Source organism: Caballeronia hypogeia, assembly GCF_001544875.2.
In the GTDB taxonomy this organism is placed as follows: domain Bacteria; phylum Pseudomonadota; class Gammaproteobacteria; order Burkholderiales; family Burkholderiaceae; genus Caballeronia; species Caballeronia hypogeia.
Map to the genome: position 1 here is coordinate 336765 of NZ_FCOA02000003.1, position 15171 is coordinate 351935.

Here is a 15171-nt window from a genome sequence, read left to right on the forward strand (position 1 = left end):
GCATCAGACGGCAGCGCGCGACGCGACTTGCGCGACGGGACGCGGATAAACGAGGAAAACGAACGGATTCTAGAAGCCCCTCGGGCCCTGTTGCCCAACACCACAAAATGTTTCATCGCGTTTGGCCTATTGCCAACGGACCTGCAAAATTCTCTCGCCGATGCCGTCATTTCGGAATCCAGAACCTTCAACGGAATGACGCCGGCGGATAGTCTCGCGCCAATTTTTGAACAAAACGCGCGAGGTGTTTGCATGCGTCGGTCATCCAGTCTTGTCGGCCTGCTGTGGGCCATCCCTTACTTCATCGCTGCCTGCGTATCCGCCGCCCTCAGCGCCGGCACCGGTGCAAGCGCAGCCGCCTCTGTCTGGCTGCCCGCGGGCGTCGCGATGGCCGCCCTCATGCTCACGCGGCCGCGAGGCTGGTTCGCCGTCATACCGGCGCTCGTCGGCGCCCAGTTCGCGTTCGGGCTGTTGCGGGGCGTGGGCGCGGTCGATGCGCTGCTCGTCGCGATCGCGCTGGCCGCGGCTCCGGCCGTCGCGCTCGCAATCGTGGTGCGTTTCGCGCGCACGCCGCTCTCGGGCCTCTATTTCCTGCGCGCGCTCTTTCTCGCGGCGCTGATCGACAGCGCGCTCGCGATCTGTATCGACGTGACCCTTCACGCACCCGCGCTCTTCGGTCTGCCGCCCGATGCACCGATGCGCGCGCTCGCGCACTTTGTCGGAATTTTCGTATTGACGCCCGTGTTCACGGCATGGTCGCGCTTTCGTCCGAGCCGACGAGTCGCGCATGGCGTGACCGAGCGCGTGATCGGAGCCATCGCGTTCGTGGCGCTGGTGCCGTGCGCGCTGTTCGCCTTCGAGGCGCCGGTGTTCGGCCAGCTCGCGAGCAATCTCGCGGTCGGCCTGAGCTACGTGCCGCTCGTGCTGTGCGTCGTCATTTCGCTGATGTGGGATGCGCGCGGCGGCGCGATGTCAGTGCTCGCACTCGCGATCATCGCGCTCTTGCAGACGGTGACGGGCCACGGTCCGTTCGCATCCACGCTCGATGACAGCTCCCTGATCGGCGCGCAGATCTATGTGGCGACCGCCTCGGTGCTCGTGCTCCTCACGACCACGCTGCACGGTCATCGCGAGCGCGCAATGGAGCGCGCCCATCGCTGGCGCACGAACATCGAGCTCGCGCTCGCCGGCAGCGGACAGCTCGTCTACTGTCTCGACGCCCGCAGCGGGCGCATCGAATGGGCCGGCGACATCGAAGCGATCGCCGGTTACGACGCGCGCGAGCTCGCCACGCAGGAGGCCGTGCTCGCCATCGTCGCGACCGAGGATCGGGCCCGTCTGCGCGCGCAGTGGCTGCGCGCGGCCGCCGGCGTGCCCGGCGCCGAGATGACTTTCACGCTGCGCACGGACCGCGACACGCTCGTCGCGGTAACCGATCACACCACGCCCACCGACGATCTGGGCGACGGCCCGGGCTTCATCGTCGGCATCTGGCGCAAGGCCGCGCAGCAACCGGAATCCGCGGTGAGCGCGGAGGTGGCGGCATGAGCGCGAACCGCACCGCCGCGCTGCTGATCCACGGCCTCGGCGGCACGCAATTCGATCTCGGCTCGCTGCACAAGACGCTCAAACGCGCGGGAGTCGACACGCACTCGCTCACCCTGCCCGGCCACGGCGGCACGCCACACGATCTCGTCAGCGTGCGCGCGGAAGACTGGCTCGACGCAGTGCGCGAGAAGTACCGTCAGGTGATGCAGCAATACGACACGGTGCATGTCATCGGCATGTGCATGGGTTCGTTGCTCGCGCTCTCGCTGTGCGCCACGGAGTCACACCGGCGTGGCCGGCTGATCACGCTCGCCGCGCCCGTGTATATCGACGGCTGGGCGACGCCCTGGTACACGGCGGCGCGCCACGCGTTCTACTGGCTGCCGCTGCTGCCGGAGCGGATGCGCATCGACGAGGACGAGCCCTTCGGCATCAAGAACGCGCTGGTGCGCTCGATCGTCAAGGCGAAGTTCGAGCGTGGCGACAATTTCCACTACCGCTGGGTGCCGCTCGCATGCCTGCGCCAGGTGGATCGCCTGCGCCGCATGGTGATGCGCTCGGCCCACGCGATTCCCTGCGAAACGCTGATCATGCATGCGCGCGAGGATGAGCTGACGAGCCTGCGCTCGGCCACGTTCCTGCACGATCAGATCGAGGATACGGAACTCGTCGTGCTGGAGAACAGCTATCACCTGATTTGCGTCGATAACGACCGTGAGACCGTCACGCAGAACGTGCTGCGCTTCCTCGACCTCGCCGCGGACAGCGCGGCCGTCGCGAACGAGCCGGTGGAAGACGTGCCGATGTCGGACGACGAAGTCCGTGATCTCACGACGCGCTATCTTTCAGCGATGGCCGCGCAACGCTTCGAGGCCGCCTTGCCGCTGTTCGCGTCGAATGTGGTGTGGGCGCAGTGCGGCGGTGGCGAAGCGCTCGCGCGCGACTATCAGGGGCGCGGCGCGCTCGTCGATCTGTTCTCGACGCTCCTAGATCGCTCGGGTGGCACGTTCGCGTTCCGCTCGTTCGGCGAGCCCGTGTTCGATGGCCAGACCGTCACGGTGGAAGCACGTTATTCCGCCACTCACGCAGGACGCCAGCTCGATGCCCGGGCACGGGAAACCTTCACGCTCAGTAACGGCCGCGTCGCGCGCGTCGTGCACGAGCCGCTCGACGACGGCACCGAGTCCGCTTTCTGGAACGGCGCCGGAGGGCCGGCGGGCGCGCGACGTGCTGCGCCCCAGACCGTGATCTCCGCCGAACTCGCCACGCTCGACGGCGCCGCGCTCGAACAGGGATTCGTCGTTGCGCAGGCGCGCCTCAAGGCCTTGGCGCGCCGTCCGTCGAACGATACGCTGCTCGCGCTCTATGCCTGCTACAAGCAGGCGACGCACGGCGATGCGCCCGCGGAACGCCCGTCCGCGCTCGATCCGGCAGGTCGCGCCAAGCACACCGCGTGGACCGAGCTTCGCGGCGTGAGCGGCGACGAGGCGCGCCGCCGCTATATCGCGCTGGCGGGACAACAGGAACCGGCGGCGGTCGCGTAGCGCGGCACGGCGAGTCATCCACGTTTCAAAAAAAAGGACGGCCCATCAAACGGGTCGTCCTTTTTCATTGAAGCATCCCCGCCTCGGCCACGCTCAGTCCCGCGCCATCCCCGATGCACCGTGGCTCAGCCAGTCGAGCACGGCGGCCGCGTCGTCGTCGCCGGCCGACCGCGCTTTCGCGACCGTCTCGGTGAGCTTCGCGCCCGGCTTCGGCGCGGCCCGCCGGATCGCCACCCCGACGGCGAGAATATCGATGATCAGCAGATGCAGGATGCGCGAGATCATCGACAACTGCGATTCGCGGATCTCGATGTGATCGGTCTCGAGCGCCACGGTCGCGCGCTTGGCGAGCGGTGTGTTGCTCGACGTGATCGCGATCACCGTCGCGCCCTGCTGCATCGCCACTTCGAGCACGCGCAAGAGTTCCGGCGCGCGCCCCGACTTCGATACCGCCACGATCACGTCACCCTTGCCAAGCAGCGCGGCGGAGGCGGCCTGCATGTACAGATCGCCGTACGCGATGGTCGGGATGCCGAAACGGAAGAACTTGTAGTGCGCATCCTGCGCGACGATGTTCGAATTCCCCAGCCCGTAAAACTCGATGCGCCGCGCACCGTTGAGAATGTCGATCGCGCGCTCGACGTTCTCGAAGTTCAGATGCTCGCGCAATTGCAGGATTGCGGACACGGTGTTGTCGAGCACCTTCGCGCCGAAGTCGGTGGCCGTATCGCCGAGATGCACCTGGCTATGGCTCACCGGAATCGTGCCGGTCAGGCCGGTGGCGAGCTTCAGCTTGAAGTCCGACAAACCCTGACAGCCGAGCGAGCGGCAGAAGCGAATCACGGTCGGCTGGCTCACGTCGGCCTTGCGTGCGATGTCGATGATCGGATCGTTGATGATCGAGCGCGGGTGATTCAGCGCGAGATCGGCCACGCGCCGCTCGGCCGGCGTCAATGCGTCGCGCATCTGGCGGATGCGCTCGAACACCGCCGACGAACCGCTGTTTGCGCGGTTCGACAATTGTTCCGAGAGAATCGCGGAGACGCCGAGAAACGCCGGATATTCCGCCGTGATGATGTACGTGGGAATCCCCGACAGATATTGCTGAAAACGCCCCTTGGCCTCGAAGCGCTCGCGAAACGGCGACTTGTGGAACAGTTCGCCCAGCTTGAGCACGATGCCCCCGCCGATGTAGATGCCGCCCAGCGCACCCAGCGTCACCGCGATGTTGCCGGAGAAAGTGCCGAGAATCGCGCAGAAGCAGTTCACCGCTTCGAGTGCGAGCGCTTCGCCTTCCTGCGCGCGGGTGGTGACGTCGGCGGCGGTGAAGGCGTCGGCGACCGTGACCGCGTCGCGCTCAGCGAGCGCGCGGTAGATCAGCTCGAGCCCCGGCCCCGCGCACACGCGCTCGAACGACACGTGCGGAAACTTGCGGCGCGCATAGCGCATCACGATGTCTTCGCGTTCGTCGAACGGCGAGAAGGTCGCGTGGCCGCCTTCGCTGCCGAGCGCGATCCAGCGGTCGTCAGCGGGAATCAGACCCGAAACGCCGAGACCCGTGCCCGGCCCAAGCAGACCGATCACGCTGTTCTGCCGGCGCGAGCCGCCGCCGACCTGCTCACGCTGCGTATCGGTGAGACCCGGCAGCGCCATCGCGAGCGCGGTGAAGTCGTTCACGACCAGCAGCGTGTCGAAGCCGAGCGCGCGGCGCGTCGCCTCGATCGAGAAACTCCAGTCGTGATTGGTCATCTTCACGTGATCGCCGTCGACCGGATTGGCGATCGCGACCGCCGCATGATTCACGCGGCCGACCTTGGTGTCCTTCAGGTATTGCTGCATCACTTCCGCGATGCCGGGGTAATCCGCTCCCGGATACACGCGGATCTGTCCGATCTCGCCGGGCGCCGTCTCGAGCGCGAAGCGCGCATTCGTGCCGCCGATGTCGGCCAGGAGCCGCGGTCCGTCGGCGTGCTGGTTGGCCGCGGCGGCCGTCTTGCTATGCACACCAGTAGACATCGAGCTTCACTCCCTGAGCGTGGACCAACGTCGAGATGGCGTTCTTTTGCGGTGCGGCGAGCGCCGCGTTGAGTACATCGAGTTTCTTCTGCCCGGCAATGAACAGATACAACTGGCCGACCTGCGTGAGCGCGGACATCGACAGGCTCACGCGCGCATGCGGCGCCGCGCCCGGATGCACGGCGACGAAGCGATCCGGCGTGGAAATGGCGAAGTCCCATTCGGGCGCGTCGGCGAAGATCGAGGCGGTGTGACCGTCCTCGCCCATGCCGAGCACGGCGACATCCGGCAGGCGGCGGCGCGCGTCGGCGTTCAGTTCGGCGATGTGCGTCTCGAGCGGCTTGTTTGTATCGACCAGCGGCAGGAAGTACGCCGACTCGGCCGCGTTCTGCAGCAGGGTGTTGCGCGCGAATTCCGCGTTGCTCGCCGGATCGGTTTCGGGCACCCAGCGGTCGTCGACCAGCGTCACGTCGATGTGCGCCCAGTCGAGCGGTTCATGCGAGAGCGCCTGCAAGAACGGCTTCGGGCTCGTGCCGCCCGATACCGCGAGCGTCGCGCGAGCGGTTTGTCCGGTGGCGTCGGCCGATGCCGCGCCCCTCGCCGCGAGGGACGCCTTAAGCGCGTCGCTCACGGCTTTCGCCAGCGCGTCCGAATGGGCGCGCGGGTCGTCGAAAGTGCGAAGCTCGATCACTGCTCCTCCTGCCTGTTCTGGTTTATCGATCCGCTGCGTGTTCGCGTCGTCGCGACATCGAACCGAGCGGTCTCCTGTATCCCCGCGTGCGCCGCGCGCCTCGTTCGGGCGCCGTCGGCGTCACGACGTCAATTCTCTTCTTCGAGCCAGCACGTGCCCGCCTGCGCGAGCATCGCGCTCGATGCCGCCGGCCCCCACGTGCCCGACGCGTATGGCTTGGGCTTCGTCGTGGACGACGCCCACGCGTTCAGGATCGGCTCGACCCAGCGCCACGCCGCCTCCTGCTCGTCGCGCCGCACGAACAGCGCGAGCCGGCCGTTGATCACGTCCAGCAGCAGACGCTGGTACGCCTCCATCTGTCCTTCCTTGAAGAACTGGTCGAAGGCGAGATCCAGATGCACGCTCGCGAGATTCATGCCCTCCCCCGGCTGCTTCGCCAGGCAATACAGGCGGATGGACTCGTTCGGCTGCAGCCGGATCACGAGCCGGTTCGCGCCTGCCCGCAACGGCATGGAGCCGAGCGACGAATGCGGCACCGCGCGGAAATTCACGACGATCTCGGCGACCCGGTCGGCGAGCCGCTTGCCCGTGCGCAGGAAGAACGGCACGCCCGCCCAGCGCCAGTTCTCGATCTCGACCTTCAGCGCGACAAACGTCTCCGTGGTGCTGTCGCCGCGCACGCCCGGTTCGGTCGCATACGCCGGCACGGCAGTGCCGCGGATCACACCCGCGTGATATTGCCCGCGCACGGCGACGCGGCTGATGTCGCGCTCATCGACCGGCTTCAGCGCGCGCAGCACGCGCAGCTTTTCGTCGCGCACGGAGTCTGAGTCCATCGAGTGCGGCGGCTCCATCGTCACGATGGAAAGCAGTTGCAGCAGATGGTTCTGCACCATGTCGCGCAGCGCGCCCGTATTGTCGTAGAAGTCGCCGCGCGCTTCCACGCCCAATTCCTCGGCGATGGTGATCTGAATGCTCTCGACCCACTCGCGCCGCCACAACGGCTCGAACAGCGCATTGCCGAAACGCAGCGCGAGCAGGTTCTGCACCGGCTCCTTGCCGAGATAGTGATCGATCCGGTAGATCTGCTCTTCCTGAAAAATTTCGCCGACGGCGTCGTTGATCGCGTTCGACGACTTCAGGTCATAGCCGAGCGGCTTTTCCAGCACGATGCGCGAATTCAGGTTCAGGCCGACATTGGCGAGCGCGCGGCAGATCGGCACGAACAGCGACGGGCCGGTGGCCAGATAGAACACGCGCGTGCCGTCGTACTGCGCGAGCGCATCGCGCAGCATCGCGAAGTCCTCCGGGCGGCCGAGATCGAGTCCGACGTACTGAAAGCGCTCCAGAAAGCTGCGCCATACAGCTTCATCGACGCCGTGCTTCGATACGTGCGGCTTCACGTGATCCTCGACCCAGGCCCGGTATTCGCCTTGCTCCTTGGCTTCGCGCGCGACCGAGACAATCCTGCCCGCTGGATTGAGCATGCCCGCGCGATGCGCCTCGAAGAGCGCGGGAAGAATCTTGCGCATGGAGAGATCGCCGGTGCCGCCGAAGAGTACGAAGGTGAAATTCGAATCGCTTTGCATGAGTCTGAACGTGGGTTGCAGGACTGGATGTGAGACGAAACGGGGCGGTCGCCCATGAGACCACCCGACGCCCGACAAGCGGGCCGTAGTCCGATAAAAATTTTTTTGACACTGAATTGTAGTTTAACTACAATCCAAATCAAGAGGAAATGTGATCGACAGAAAAATCGCCGGGTGAACAAGAGAAATCTGATTACACGTGCTTTTTTCGTCGAATCTGCTGAACGCATGTTAACGGAGCACGCGGCTCGCCGCTTTTTACAGAAAGCGCCCCGTCCGGTTCCTTCAGAGCATGCGCCGGGCCTCGCGCCTCGCCGTTCGCCGCGCTCGTAATTCCGGGCTCGCGCGGCCGGGCAAAAATCAAAAGAGGAGACAAGCCGTTGCGATTCAATCCACTCATCTCTTGAGAGCCGTGCGGCCGTACATCGGTTTGCCGGCTATGCACGCGCGTCGCGTTTCAGCGAGCCTCGCGCCTGCCGCTTCCCGCCGACACCGCCGATTTCCGGCCATCCAGTTTTGCCGTTTTTTAACCACCGCTTCCTAATACGCTTCCGGCGGCATCGGGAGCCAATCGTTTCTTGTTCAGGTGTCTGGAGGAGATAAACAATGAAAGTCCGTAAGCTCATGGGCGCGCTGTGCGCCGCAGGTCTTCTGTGCGGCGCGACGGCGTCGGCGGTTCAGGCTGCCGAGGCCGTTTCGGTGCTGCACTGGTGGACGTCCGGCGGTGAATCGAAGGCTGTCGGCGTGCTCAAGGACGACATGACGAAGCAGGGCTATCAGTGGAAGGACTTCGCGGTCGCGGGCGGTGCGGGTGCGGCCGCGATGACCGCGCTGAAGACGCAGGTGATCTCGGGCAACGCGCCGTCGGCGGCGCAGATCAAGGGTCCGCTGATCCAGGAATGGGCGGAGCAAGGCGTGCTGGTGCCGATCGATTCCGTCGCGGGTGACTGGAAGAAGAACCTGCCGCCGGAAATCGACAAGATCATCCACGCCGACGGCCACTACGTCGCCGCGCCCTTCTCGGTGCACCGCGTGAACTGGCTGTACATCAACAAGGCCGCGCTCGACAAGGCCGGCGGCAAGGTCCCGACCAACTGGAACGAATTCTTCCAGGTCGCCGACAAGATGAAAGCGGCGGGCATCATGCCGATCGCGATGGGCGGCCAGCCGTGGCAGGACCTGACGCTGTGGGAAGACGTCGTGCTGTCGCAGGGCGCGGACTTCTACAAGAAGGCGATCGTCGATCTCGACCAGAAGACGCTGACCTCGGACAAGATGGTCCAGGTGTTCGACACGGTCCGCAAGATCCAGGGCTACTTCGACAGCGGCCGCACCGGACGTGACTGGAACCTCGCCACGGCCATGGTCATCAACGGCAAGGCCGGCATGCAGTTCATGGGCGACTGGGCGAAGGGCGAATTCGCCGGCGCGAACAAGAAGGCGGGCACGGATTACATCTGCGCCCCGGTGCCGGGCACGGAGAAGGCCTACACCTTCAACGTCGACTCGTTCGTGTTCTTCCAGCAGAAGGGCCAGAAGGCCGCGACCCCGGGCCAGCTCGCGCTCGCGAAGACCATCATGACGCCGGACTTCCAGGAGCAGTTCAGCCTGAACAAGGGCTCGATCCCGGTGCGTCTGGGCGTCTCGATGGATAAGTTCGACGACTGCGCCAAGAAGTCCTACGCTGATGAACAGACGGCGATCAAATCGGGCGGCTATGTTCCGTCGCTCGCGCACGGCATGGCTCAGGGCGATGCCGTCGCCGGCGCCATGACCGACGTCGTGACCAAGTTCATGAATTCGTCGCAGGATTCGAAGAGCGCGGTCGCGGCTCTCGCGAACGCCGCCAAGACGAAGTAAGGCGGTTACCGTCCGGCGCGTGTGCACATGCACGCGCCGGGCGGGCGCAGGACAGAGCAGGACTGCGTCTGTAACGTCGCATCATTCAGCGCCAGCAGGCATTCGCCACAGAAGCGCCAATCAGTGCAACTAAACGCACCGATAGTTCACTCATCGCGCCGGCACATCTTCCAGGAGTCGAGTCGTGACTGCCTCCATCACCGCGGACAAGAAACCGCAAAATCCGCCCCGTCGCGCCTCACCGACGGCGGCGCTCGCCGATCGCCTGATCCCGAAGCTGGTGCTCGCTCCCAGCGTTCTGATCGCGCTCGTTTTCGTGTACGGCTTCATTGCCATTACAGGGTATCTGTCGCTCTCGGAATCGCGGCTGATGCCGCGTTATGACTTCGCCGGCTTCGACCGGTACAAGCAGCTCTTCGCCAACGACGTCTGGTGGACTTCCGCCGCCAACCTCGGCTGGTTCGGCATTCCTTTCATCGGTATTTGCGTCTTTCTCGGGCTGTTCCTTGCGATCCTTCTGGACCAGAAGATCCGCAACGAAGGCGCATTGCGCGCGATCTTCCTCTACCCGATGGCGCTCTCGTTCATCGTGACGGGCACCGCGTGGCAGTGGATTCTGAATCCGGGCCTCGGTCTGGAGAAAGTGTTTCATGACTGGGGCTGGACGAGCTTCTCGTTCAACTGGCTCGGCGACCCGGACAAGGCGATCTTCTGCGTCGTGATCGCGGCCGTGTGGCAATCGACCGGCTTCGTGATGGCGCTGTTTCTCGCCGGACTGCGCGGCGTGGACAGCGAAATCTTCAAGGCCGCGCAAGTGGACGGCGCGACGCTGCCGACCATCTATCGCAAGATCGTGATTCCGAGCATGCGTCCGGTGTTCTTCTCCGTGCTGCTGATTCTCTGCCACATCACGATCAAGACCTTCGACCTGGTTGTCGCGTTGACGGCGGGCGGTCCGGGCACCTCGTCGTCGCTGCCCGCGATCTTCATGTACACGTTCTCGTTCAACCGTGGCCAGCTGGGCGTGGGCGCGGCGTCGTCGATGATGATGCTCGCCACCGTGGTCGCGGTGCTCGTGCCGCTCATGTATCTCGAATCGAGGAGCACTCGCAATGCAGCCTAAGATGACTTTGAGCCGCGCCGTCATCTACGCGGTGCTGATCCTTTTCGCGCTCTACTTCCTGTTTCCGATCTACGTGATGCTCTCGACGTCCTTCAAGGATCTCGATCAGCTTCGCACGGGCAACCTGCTCACGCCGCCGACGCACTTCACTTTCGCGCCATGGGTGAAGGCGTGGCAGGAAGCGTGCACCGGCGTGCGTTGTGACGGCATGCAGCCGTTCTTCATGAACTCGGTGCGCATGGTGATTCCGGCCGTGCTGATCTCGTCGTTCGTCGGCGCGTTCAACGGCTATGTGCTCACGCACTGGCGTTTCCGTGGCGCGGACGGCCTGTTCACGATGCTGCTGGTCGGCTGCTTCATCCCCTTCCAGGCGATCCTGCTGCCGATGGCGCGCCTGCAAGGCTTTCTCGGCCTCTCGAACACGACCACCGGCCTCGTGCTGGTTCACGTGATCTACGGCATCGCGTTCACAACGATGTTCTTCCGCAACTTCTACGTGAGCATCCCGGCTGAACTGGTAAAGGCGGCGCGCATCGACGGCGCAGGCTTCTTCACCATCTTCACGAAGATCCTGCTGCCGGTTTCCCTGCCGATCTTCATGGTGTGCCTGATCTGGCAATTCACGCAGATCTGGAACGACTTCCTGTTCGGTATCGTGTTCTCGGGCGTGGATTCCATGCCGATCACGGTCGCGCTGAACAACCTCGTGAACACATCGACGGGCGTGAAGGAATACAACGTCGACATGGCGGGCGCGATCATCGCCGCATTGCCGACGATTCTCGTCTACATGATCGCCGGACGTTATTTCGTGCGCGGGCTGACGGCCGGCGCGGTGAAGGGTTAATCGACCTCGGTCGACAGAGATATAGAGGATTCACATGGCAAGCCTTTCCATCCGTGACGTGTACAAGACCTACCCGAACGGGGTGCCGGTACTCAAGGGCGTCAACATCGACATCGAGGACGGTCAGTTCCTGATCCTCGTCGGCGGCTCGGGCTGCGGCAAATCGACCTTGCTGAACATGATCGCCGGTCTCGAAGACGTGACCCAGGGCGACATCATGATCGACGGCAAGACGGTGAACAACCTGTCGCCGAAGGACCGCGATATCGCGATGGTGTTCCAGTCCTACGCGCTCTACCCTTCCATGAGCGTGCGCGACAACATCTCGTTCGGCCTCAACATCCGCAAGGTGCCGAAGGACGAGCAGAAAAAGATCGTCGATCGTGTTTCCGAGACTTTGCAGATCGGTCATCTGCTGGATCGGAAGCCCGGGCAGCTGTCGGGCGGTCAGCGTCAGCGCGTGGCGATGGGCCGCGCTCTAGCTCGCGATCCCGTGATGTTCCTGTTCGATGAGCCTTTGTCGAACCTCGACGCGAAGCTTCGCATCGAAATGCGTTCGGAAATCAAGCTGCTGCATCAGCGCCTCGGCACGACGATCGTGTACGTGACGCACGATCAGATCGAGGCGATGACGCTCGGCGACCGCATCGCGGTGATGAAGGACGGCATCGTGCAGCAGTTCGGCGCACCGCAGGAAATTTACGATTCGCCGTCGAACCTGTTCGTCGCGGGCTTCATCGGCGCGCCGCCGATGAACTTCATCACCGGCAAGCTGGTGGATTCGGGTTCGGGCGTCGGTCTGCAGCTCGATACGGGCGTGTCGCAGAAGGTGCTGAACCTGCCCTTCGATGCGGCGCGTCTGCGCGGCAAGGTCGGTCAGGACGTGATTCTCGGGCTGCGTCCGGAACGCATCACCGATTCGCGCAGCGCGCACGACGTGTCGGACACGAGCCTGCAGCCGATCGAAGTCCGCGTCGACGTGATCGAGCCGACGGGCCCGGACACGCTCGTGTTCGCGCATGTGAACGGCAAGCGGATCGTGTCGCGCGTGCATCCGGCGTCGAATCCGCAGCCGCTTTCCAACATGACGCTGCTGTTCGACGTATCGAAGGCGGTGTTGTTCGATCCGCAAACGGAAGAGCGGTTGGCCTGAAGTCACGGGTTGGTCGCAGTCGGGCTGAGTGAATGCGCCACGGTTCGCCGTGGCGTTTTTCATGACAGGGCGTTACAGGCACAATCGACCTTTTGCATTTCGACTCCCTGCGCCGCATGACTTTTCTCGACCAGCATCCCGACCTCGCCTGGCCCGCCGCCGATGGCGCCGATCCCTTCATCGGACTCGAAGCGCTCGACGACGCCCGCGCACAAGCCTGGGTCGATGCCCAGAACCGCCGCACCGAAGCCGCATTCGGCGACACCGCCGACGCGCGTGCGCTCGCGGAACGGCTCGAAACCGCTTACACGTCGAAGGACCGCATCGTCACCTGCTCGCGGTACGGCGACTGGGCCTACAACACCTGGCAGGATGACGCGCATCCGCTCGGCATCGTGCGCCGCACGCCGTGGAGCGCGTGGCTTGCCGGCGCGGCCGTCTGGGAGACCATCCTCGATGTCGACGCGCTCGACCTGAACGCCGACAGCCGCGACGACACGCGCTGGGCGCTCGCCGACTTCGACATGCGCTATCCGGACTACGAACGCGCGCTCGTGAGCCTGTCGCCCGGCGGCTCGGACGCGTGCATCGTGCGCGAGTTCGATATCGCATCGAAAAGCTTTGTCGCAGATGGCTTCGTGCTGGCCGATGTCGGCAAGCACGACATCTCGTGGATCGACCGCGACACGGTCTATGTCGGCTGGGACGACAGCAAGACCAATCCGCACCCCGCTCTCACGACCTCCGGCTTTCCGCGCCAGGCGCGCCGCTGGCAGCGCGGCACGCCGCTCGCCGATGCGCCCGTCGTGTTCGAGGGTGCGCGGCGCGACGTATCGGCCGGTGTCGACTACGATCCGATCGAGAAACTGCATCTCGCCTCGCGCGCGGTGAGCTTCTACGACACGCTCAATTACTGGCTCGACGAGACATCGAACGAATGGCGCCAGTACGATTTGCCGACGCACGCCGAAATCGAGCACTGGAACGGCTGGCTTTTCGTCACGCCCCGCAAGCACTGGAACGCGGGCGGACGCCGCCATGCGCCTGGCGCGCTGATCGTCATCCGCCGCGATGCGTTTCTCGCCGGTTTGCGCCATTTCACCACGCTGTTCACGCCGACGGAGCGTCTGGTGCTCGCGGGCATCGACTTCACGAAGCACTGGCTGATCGTCTCTCAGATGGACGACGGCACGCCGCGCGTCGGCCTGCTGCGCCCGCCCGTGCAGTACGACGCGGCGTGGGAATCGCGCGAATTCGCGCTGCCCGACGCGAGCCAGTCCTGGGTCGATTCGATCGACGGCGAACGCGACGACACCGTGCTCGTTCACGTCGAGCATTTTCTGACGCCGCCGTCGCTCTATCACGCGGATCTCGCGAACGACGCGCCGTGGCAGCTGCTTGCGCGCCTGCCCGCGCAATTCGACGCGACGGGTCTCGCCGCCGTGCGCCGCCACGCGATCGCGCCGGACGGCGAGCGCGTTCCGTATTGGCTGATCGGCCGAGACATCGAGACGAGCACGCACGCGCGCCCATGCCTGCTCTATGGCTACGGCGGATTCGAAGTGGCGCTGGACCCCGGCTATGACGCGACCACCGGCATCGCGTGGCTCGAGCGCGGCGGGCTGTACGCGGTCGCGAACATCCGCGGCGGCGGGGAGTTCGGACCGGCATGGCATCAGGCCGCGCTGCGCGAGAAGCGCCAGATCTCATTTGACGATTTCATCGCGGTCGCGCAGGCGCTTATCGACACCGGCGTGACCACGCCCCGGCAACTCGCGATTCGCGGCGGCAGCAATGGCGGCCTGCTGACCGGTGTGTGCATGGTGCAGCGGCCGGCGTTGTTCGGCGCGGTGCTCTCCGAGGTGCCGTTGCTGGACATGGCGCGCTTTCACCTGCTGCTGCAAGGCGCATCGTGGATCGACGAATACGGCGACCCCGACGACACCGACGATCTGCGTCACCTCATGGCCTACTCTCCCTATCAGAACGTGAAGGCGCAGGTCGAATATCCGCCGGCGCTGTTCACGTCGTCGACGAGCGATGACCGCGTGCATCCCGCGCACGCGCGCAAGATGGCCGCGAAGATGCAGGCGCAGGGACATCAAAACGTGTGGTATCAGGAAACCGGCGACGGCGGTCACGGCGCGGGTGTCGAGCCTGAAGCGATCGCGCAGGCGGAAGCGGCGGCGTTCACGTTCCTCGTCGCCAGCATTGGTCCGCTCGTGAGTTGAGCGCACCCGGACCCGGAAGCGCTGCTTTCTGAATCGCCCGACGGCCCGCCCACTGCGGGCCGTTCTTTTTTCGTGCCTGGAAACTGAAGCGGATCTCAAGTCTTCGATTTGATTTGCCTCTTAATATCCGTGCGCATTATTAATTCACGGAGCATCTAGATAATCCACTCCTTAATTGATTATAGACGCACGGAATATTCATCGATATCGATCCCAAATATGCCTTTATATCGACTTACTCGCCGAAGAAGCCCAACCCCGCATAAAACCGCACGCCACCCGCCAGAAGCCTGCCTGGCGGACCGCCCACAAAACAACATTACGGCCAAACCAATACCCAACAGGCAACGACTTTAACGGCTAGACAGCAATATTTCATTATTTCAATTTCGGAGATTCCTTATTCTGAGAAACAGGAATGAAACTGCACCATAGAGCCTCCTTCGAGAAGCTTTAACTAAAAAAATGAATAAATCCTTTCGCGTCATCTTTAACGAAAGCACAGGCACTTTCGTTGTCGCTCCCGAAACTGCTGCTGCCACCGGCCGAACCTCGCGTCACGTCCGGAC

Annotated in this window: 10 protein-coding genes and 1 pseudogene; 8 read left to right on the forward strand and 3 right to left on the reverse strand. The window is 64.2% G+C overall.

Annotated elements, in window-relative coordinates:
* Nucleotides 1-252 precede the first annotated feature (252 nt).
* On the forward strand, nt 253-1548 hold the full coding sequence (locus tag AWB79_RS07620; protein ID WP_061166780.1) for an MASE1 domain-containing protein: 1296 nt from the start codon (nt 253-255) through the stop codon (nt 1546-1548).
* On the forward strand, nt 1545-3092 hold the full coding sequence (locus AWB79_RS07625; RefSeq protein WP_063963454.1) for an acyl-CoA-binding protein: 1548 nt from the start codon (nt 1545-1547) through the stop codon (nt 3090-3092). The genes AWB79_RS07620 and AWB79_RS07625 overlap by 4 nt, the downstream gene beginning before the upstream one ends.
* A gap of 93 nt (nt 3093-3185) precedes the next feature.
* On the opposite strand, the gene AWB79_RS07630 is transcribed toward AWB79_RS07625, so the two are convergent.
* From AWB79_RS07630 to zwf, 3 genes are all read right to left on the reverse strand, one after another.
* A complete protein-coding gene (locus tag AWB79_RS07630; RefSeq protein ID WP_061166781.1) occupies nt 3186-5108 on the reverse strand; it encodes a bifunctional transcriptional regulator/glucokinase in 1923 nt (640 codons plus the stop codon).
* The gene (gene pgl / locus AWB79_RS07635) at nt 5089-5799 is read right to left on the reverse strand and encodes a 6-phosphogluconolactonase (RefSeq protein ID WP_061166782.1); all 711 of its coding nucleotides are present in this window, start codon (nt 5797-5799) and stop codon (nt 5089-5091) included. The genes AWB79_RS07630 and pgl overlap by 20 nt, the downstream gene beginning before the upstream one ends.
* A 128-nt stretch (nt 5800-5927) precedes the next feature.
* Nucleotides 5928-7388: a glucose-6-phosphate dehydrogenase gene (gene zwf, locus AWB79_RS07640; protein WP_061166783.1), complete on the reverse strand. Its 1461-nt coding sequence runs from the start codon at nt 7386-7388 to the stop codon at nt 5928-5930.
* 606 nt (nt 7389-7994) lie between these two features.
* Here zwf and AWB79_RS07645 point away from each other — a divergent pair.
* The 6 genes and pseudogenes from AWB79_RS07645 to AWB79_RS41000 form a co-directional block, all read left to right on the forward strand.
* A complete protein-coding gene (locus tag AWB79_RS07645) occupies nt 7995-9248 on the forward strand; it encodes an ABC transporter substrate-binding protein (RefSeq protein WP_061166784.1) in 1254 nt (417 codons plus the stop codon).
* A 196-nt stretch (nt 9249-9444) separates the two neighbouring features.
* Nucleotides 9445-10371, forward strand: a complete 927-nt coding sequence (locus AWB79_RS07650) for a carbohydrate ABC transporter permease (RefSeq protein ID WP_332459660.1) — start codon at nt 9445-9447, stop codon at nt 10369-10371.
* The gene (locus AWB79_RS07655) at nt 10361-11218 is read left to right on the forward strand and encodes a carbohydrate ABC transporter permease (RefSeq protein WP_061166786.1); all 858 of its coding nucleotides are present in this window, start codon (nt 10361-10363) and stop codon (nt 11216-11218) included. The genes AWB79_RS07650 and AWB79_RS07655 overlap by 11 nt, the downstream gene beginning before the upstream one ends.
* A gap of 34 nt (nt 11219-11252) precedes the next feature.
* On the forward strand, nt 11253-12371 hold the full coding sequence (locus AWB79_RS07660) for an ABC transporter ATP-binding protein (RefSeq protein ID WP_061166787.1): 1119 nt from the start codon (nt 11253-11255) through the stop codon (nt 12369-12371).
* 116 nt (nt 12372-12487) lie between these two features.
* Nucleotides 12488-14602: a prolyl oligopeptidase family serine peptidase gene (locus AWB79_RS07665; protein WP_061166788.1), complete on the forward strand. Its 2115-nt coding sequence runs from the start codon at nt 12488-12490 to the stop codon at nt 14600-14602.
* Nucleotides 14603-15067: 465 nt separating this feature from the next.
* A pseudogene (locus tag AWB79_RS41000) lies at nt 15068-15166 on the forward strand (ESPR domain-containing protein); the annotation flags it as partial.
* Nucleotides 15167-15171 lie beyond the last annotated feature (5 nt).

What these genes read in the sequence shown, in the direction of transcription:
- AWB79_RS07620 (WP_061166780.1), top strand. Translation starts at nt 253, where the DNA reads ATGCGTCGGTCATCCAGTCTTGTCGGCCTGCTGTGGGCCATCCCTTAC.
- AWB79_RS07625 (WP_063963454.1), top strand. Translation starts at nt 1,545, where the DNA reads ATGAGCGCGAACCGCACCGCCGCGCTGCTGATCCACGGCCTCGGCGGC.
- AWB79_RS07630 (WP_061166781.1), bottom strand. Translation starts at nt 5,108, where the DNA reads ATGTCTACTGGTGTGCATAGCAAGACGGCCGCCGCGGCCAACCAGCAC.
- zwf (WP_061166783.1), bottom strand. Translation starts at nt 7,388, where the DNA reads ATGCAAAGCGATTCGAATTTCACCTTCGTACTCTTCGGCGGCACCGGC.
- AWB79_RS07645 (WP_061166784.1), top strand. Translation starts at nt 7,995, where the DNA reads ATGAAAGTCCGTAAGCTCATGGGCGCGCTGTGCGCCGCAGGTCTTCTG.
- AWB79_RS07655 (WP_061166786.1), top strand. Translation starts at nt 10,361, where the DNA reads ATGCAGCCTAAGATGACTTTGAGCCGCGCCGTCATCTACGCGGTGCTG.
- AWB79_RS07660 (WP_061166787.1), top strand. Translation starts at nt 11,253, where the DNA reads ATGGCAAGCCTTTCCATCCGTGACGTGTACAAGACCTACCCGAACGGG.
- AWB79_RS07665 (WP_061166788.1), top strand. Translation starts at nt 12,488, where the DNA reads ATGACTTTTCTCGACCAGCATCCCGACCTCGCCTGGCCCGCCGCCGAT.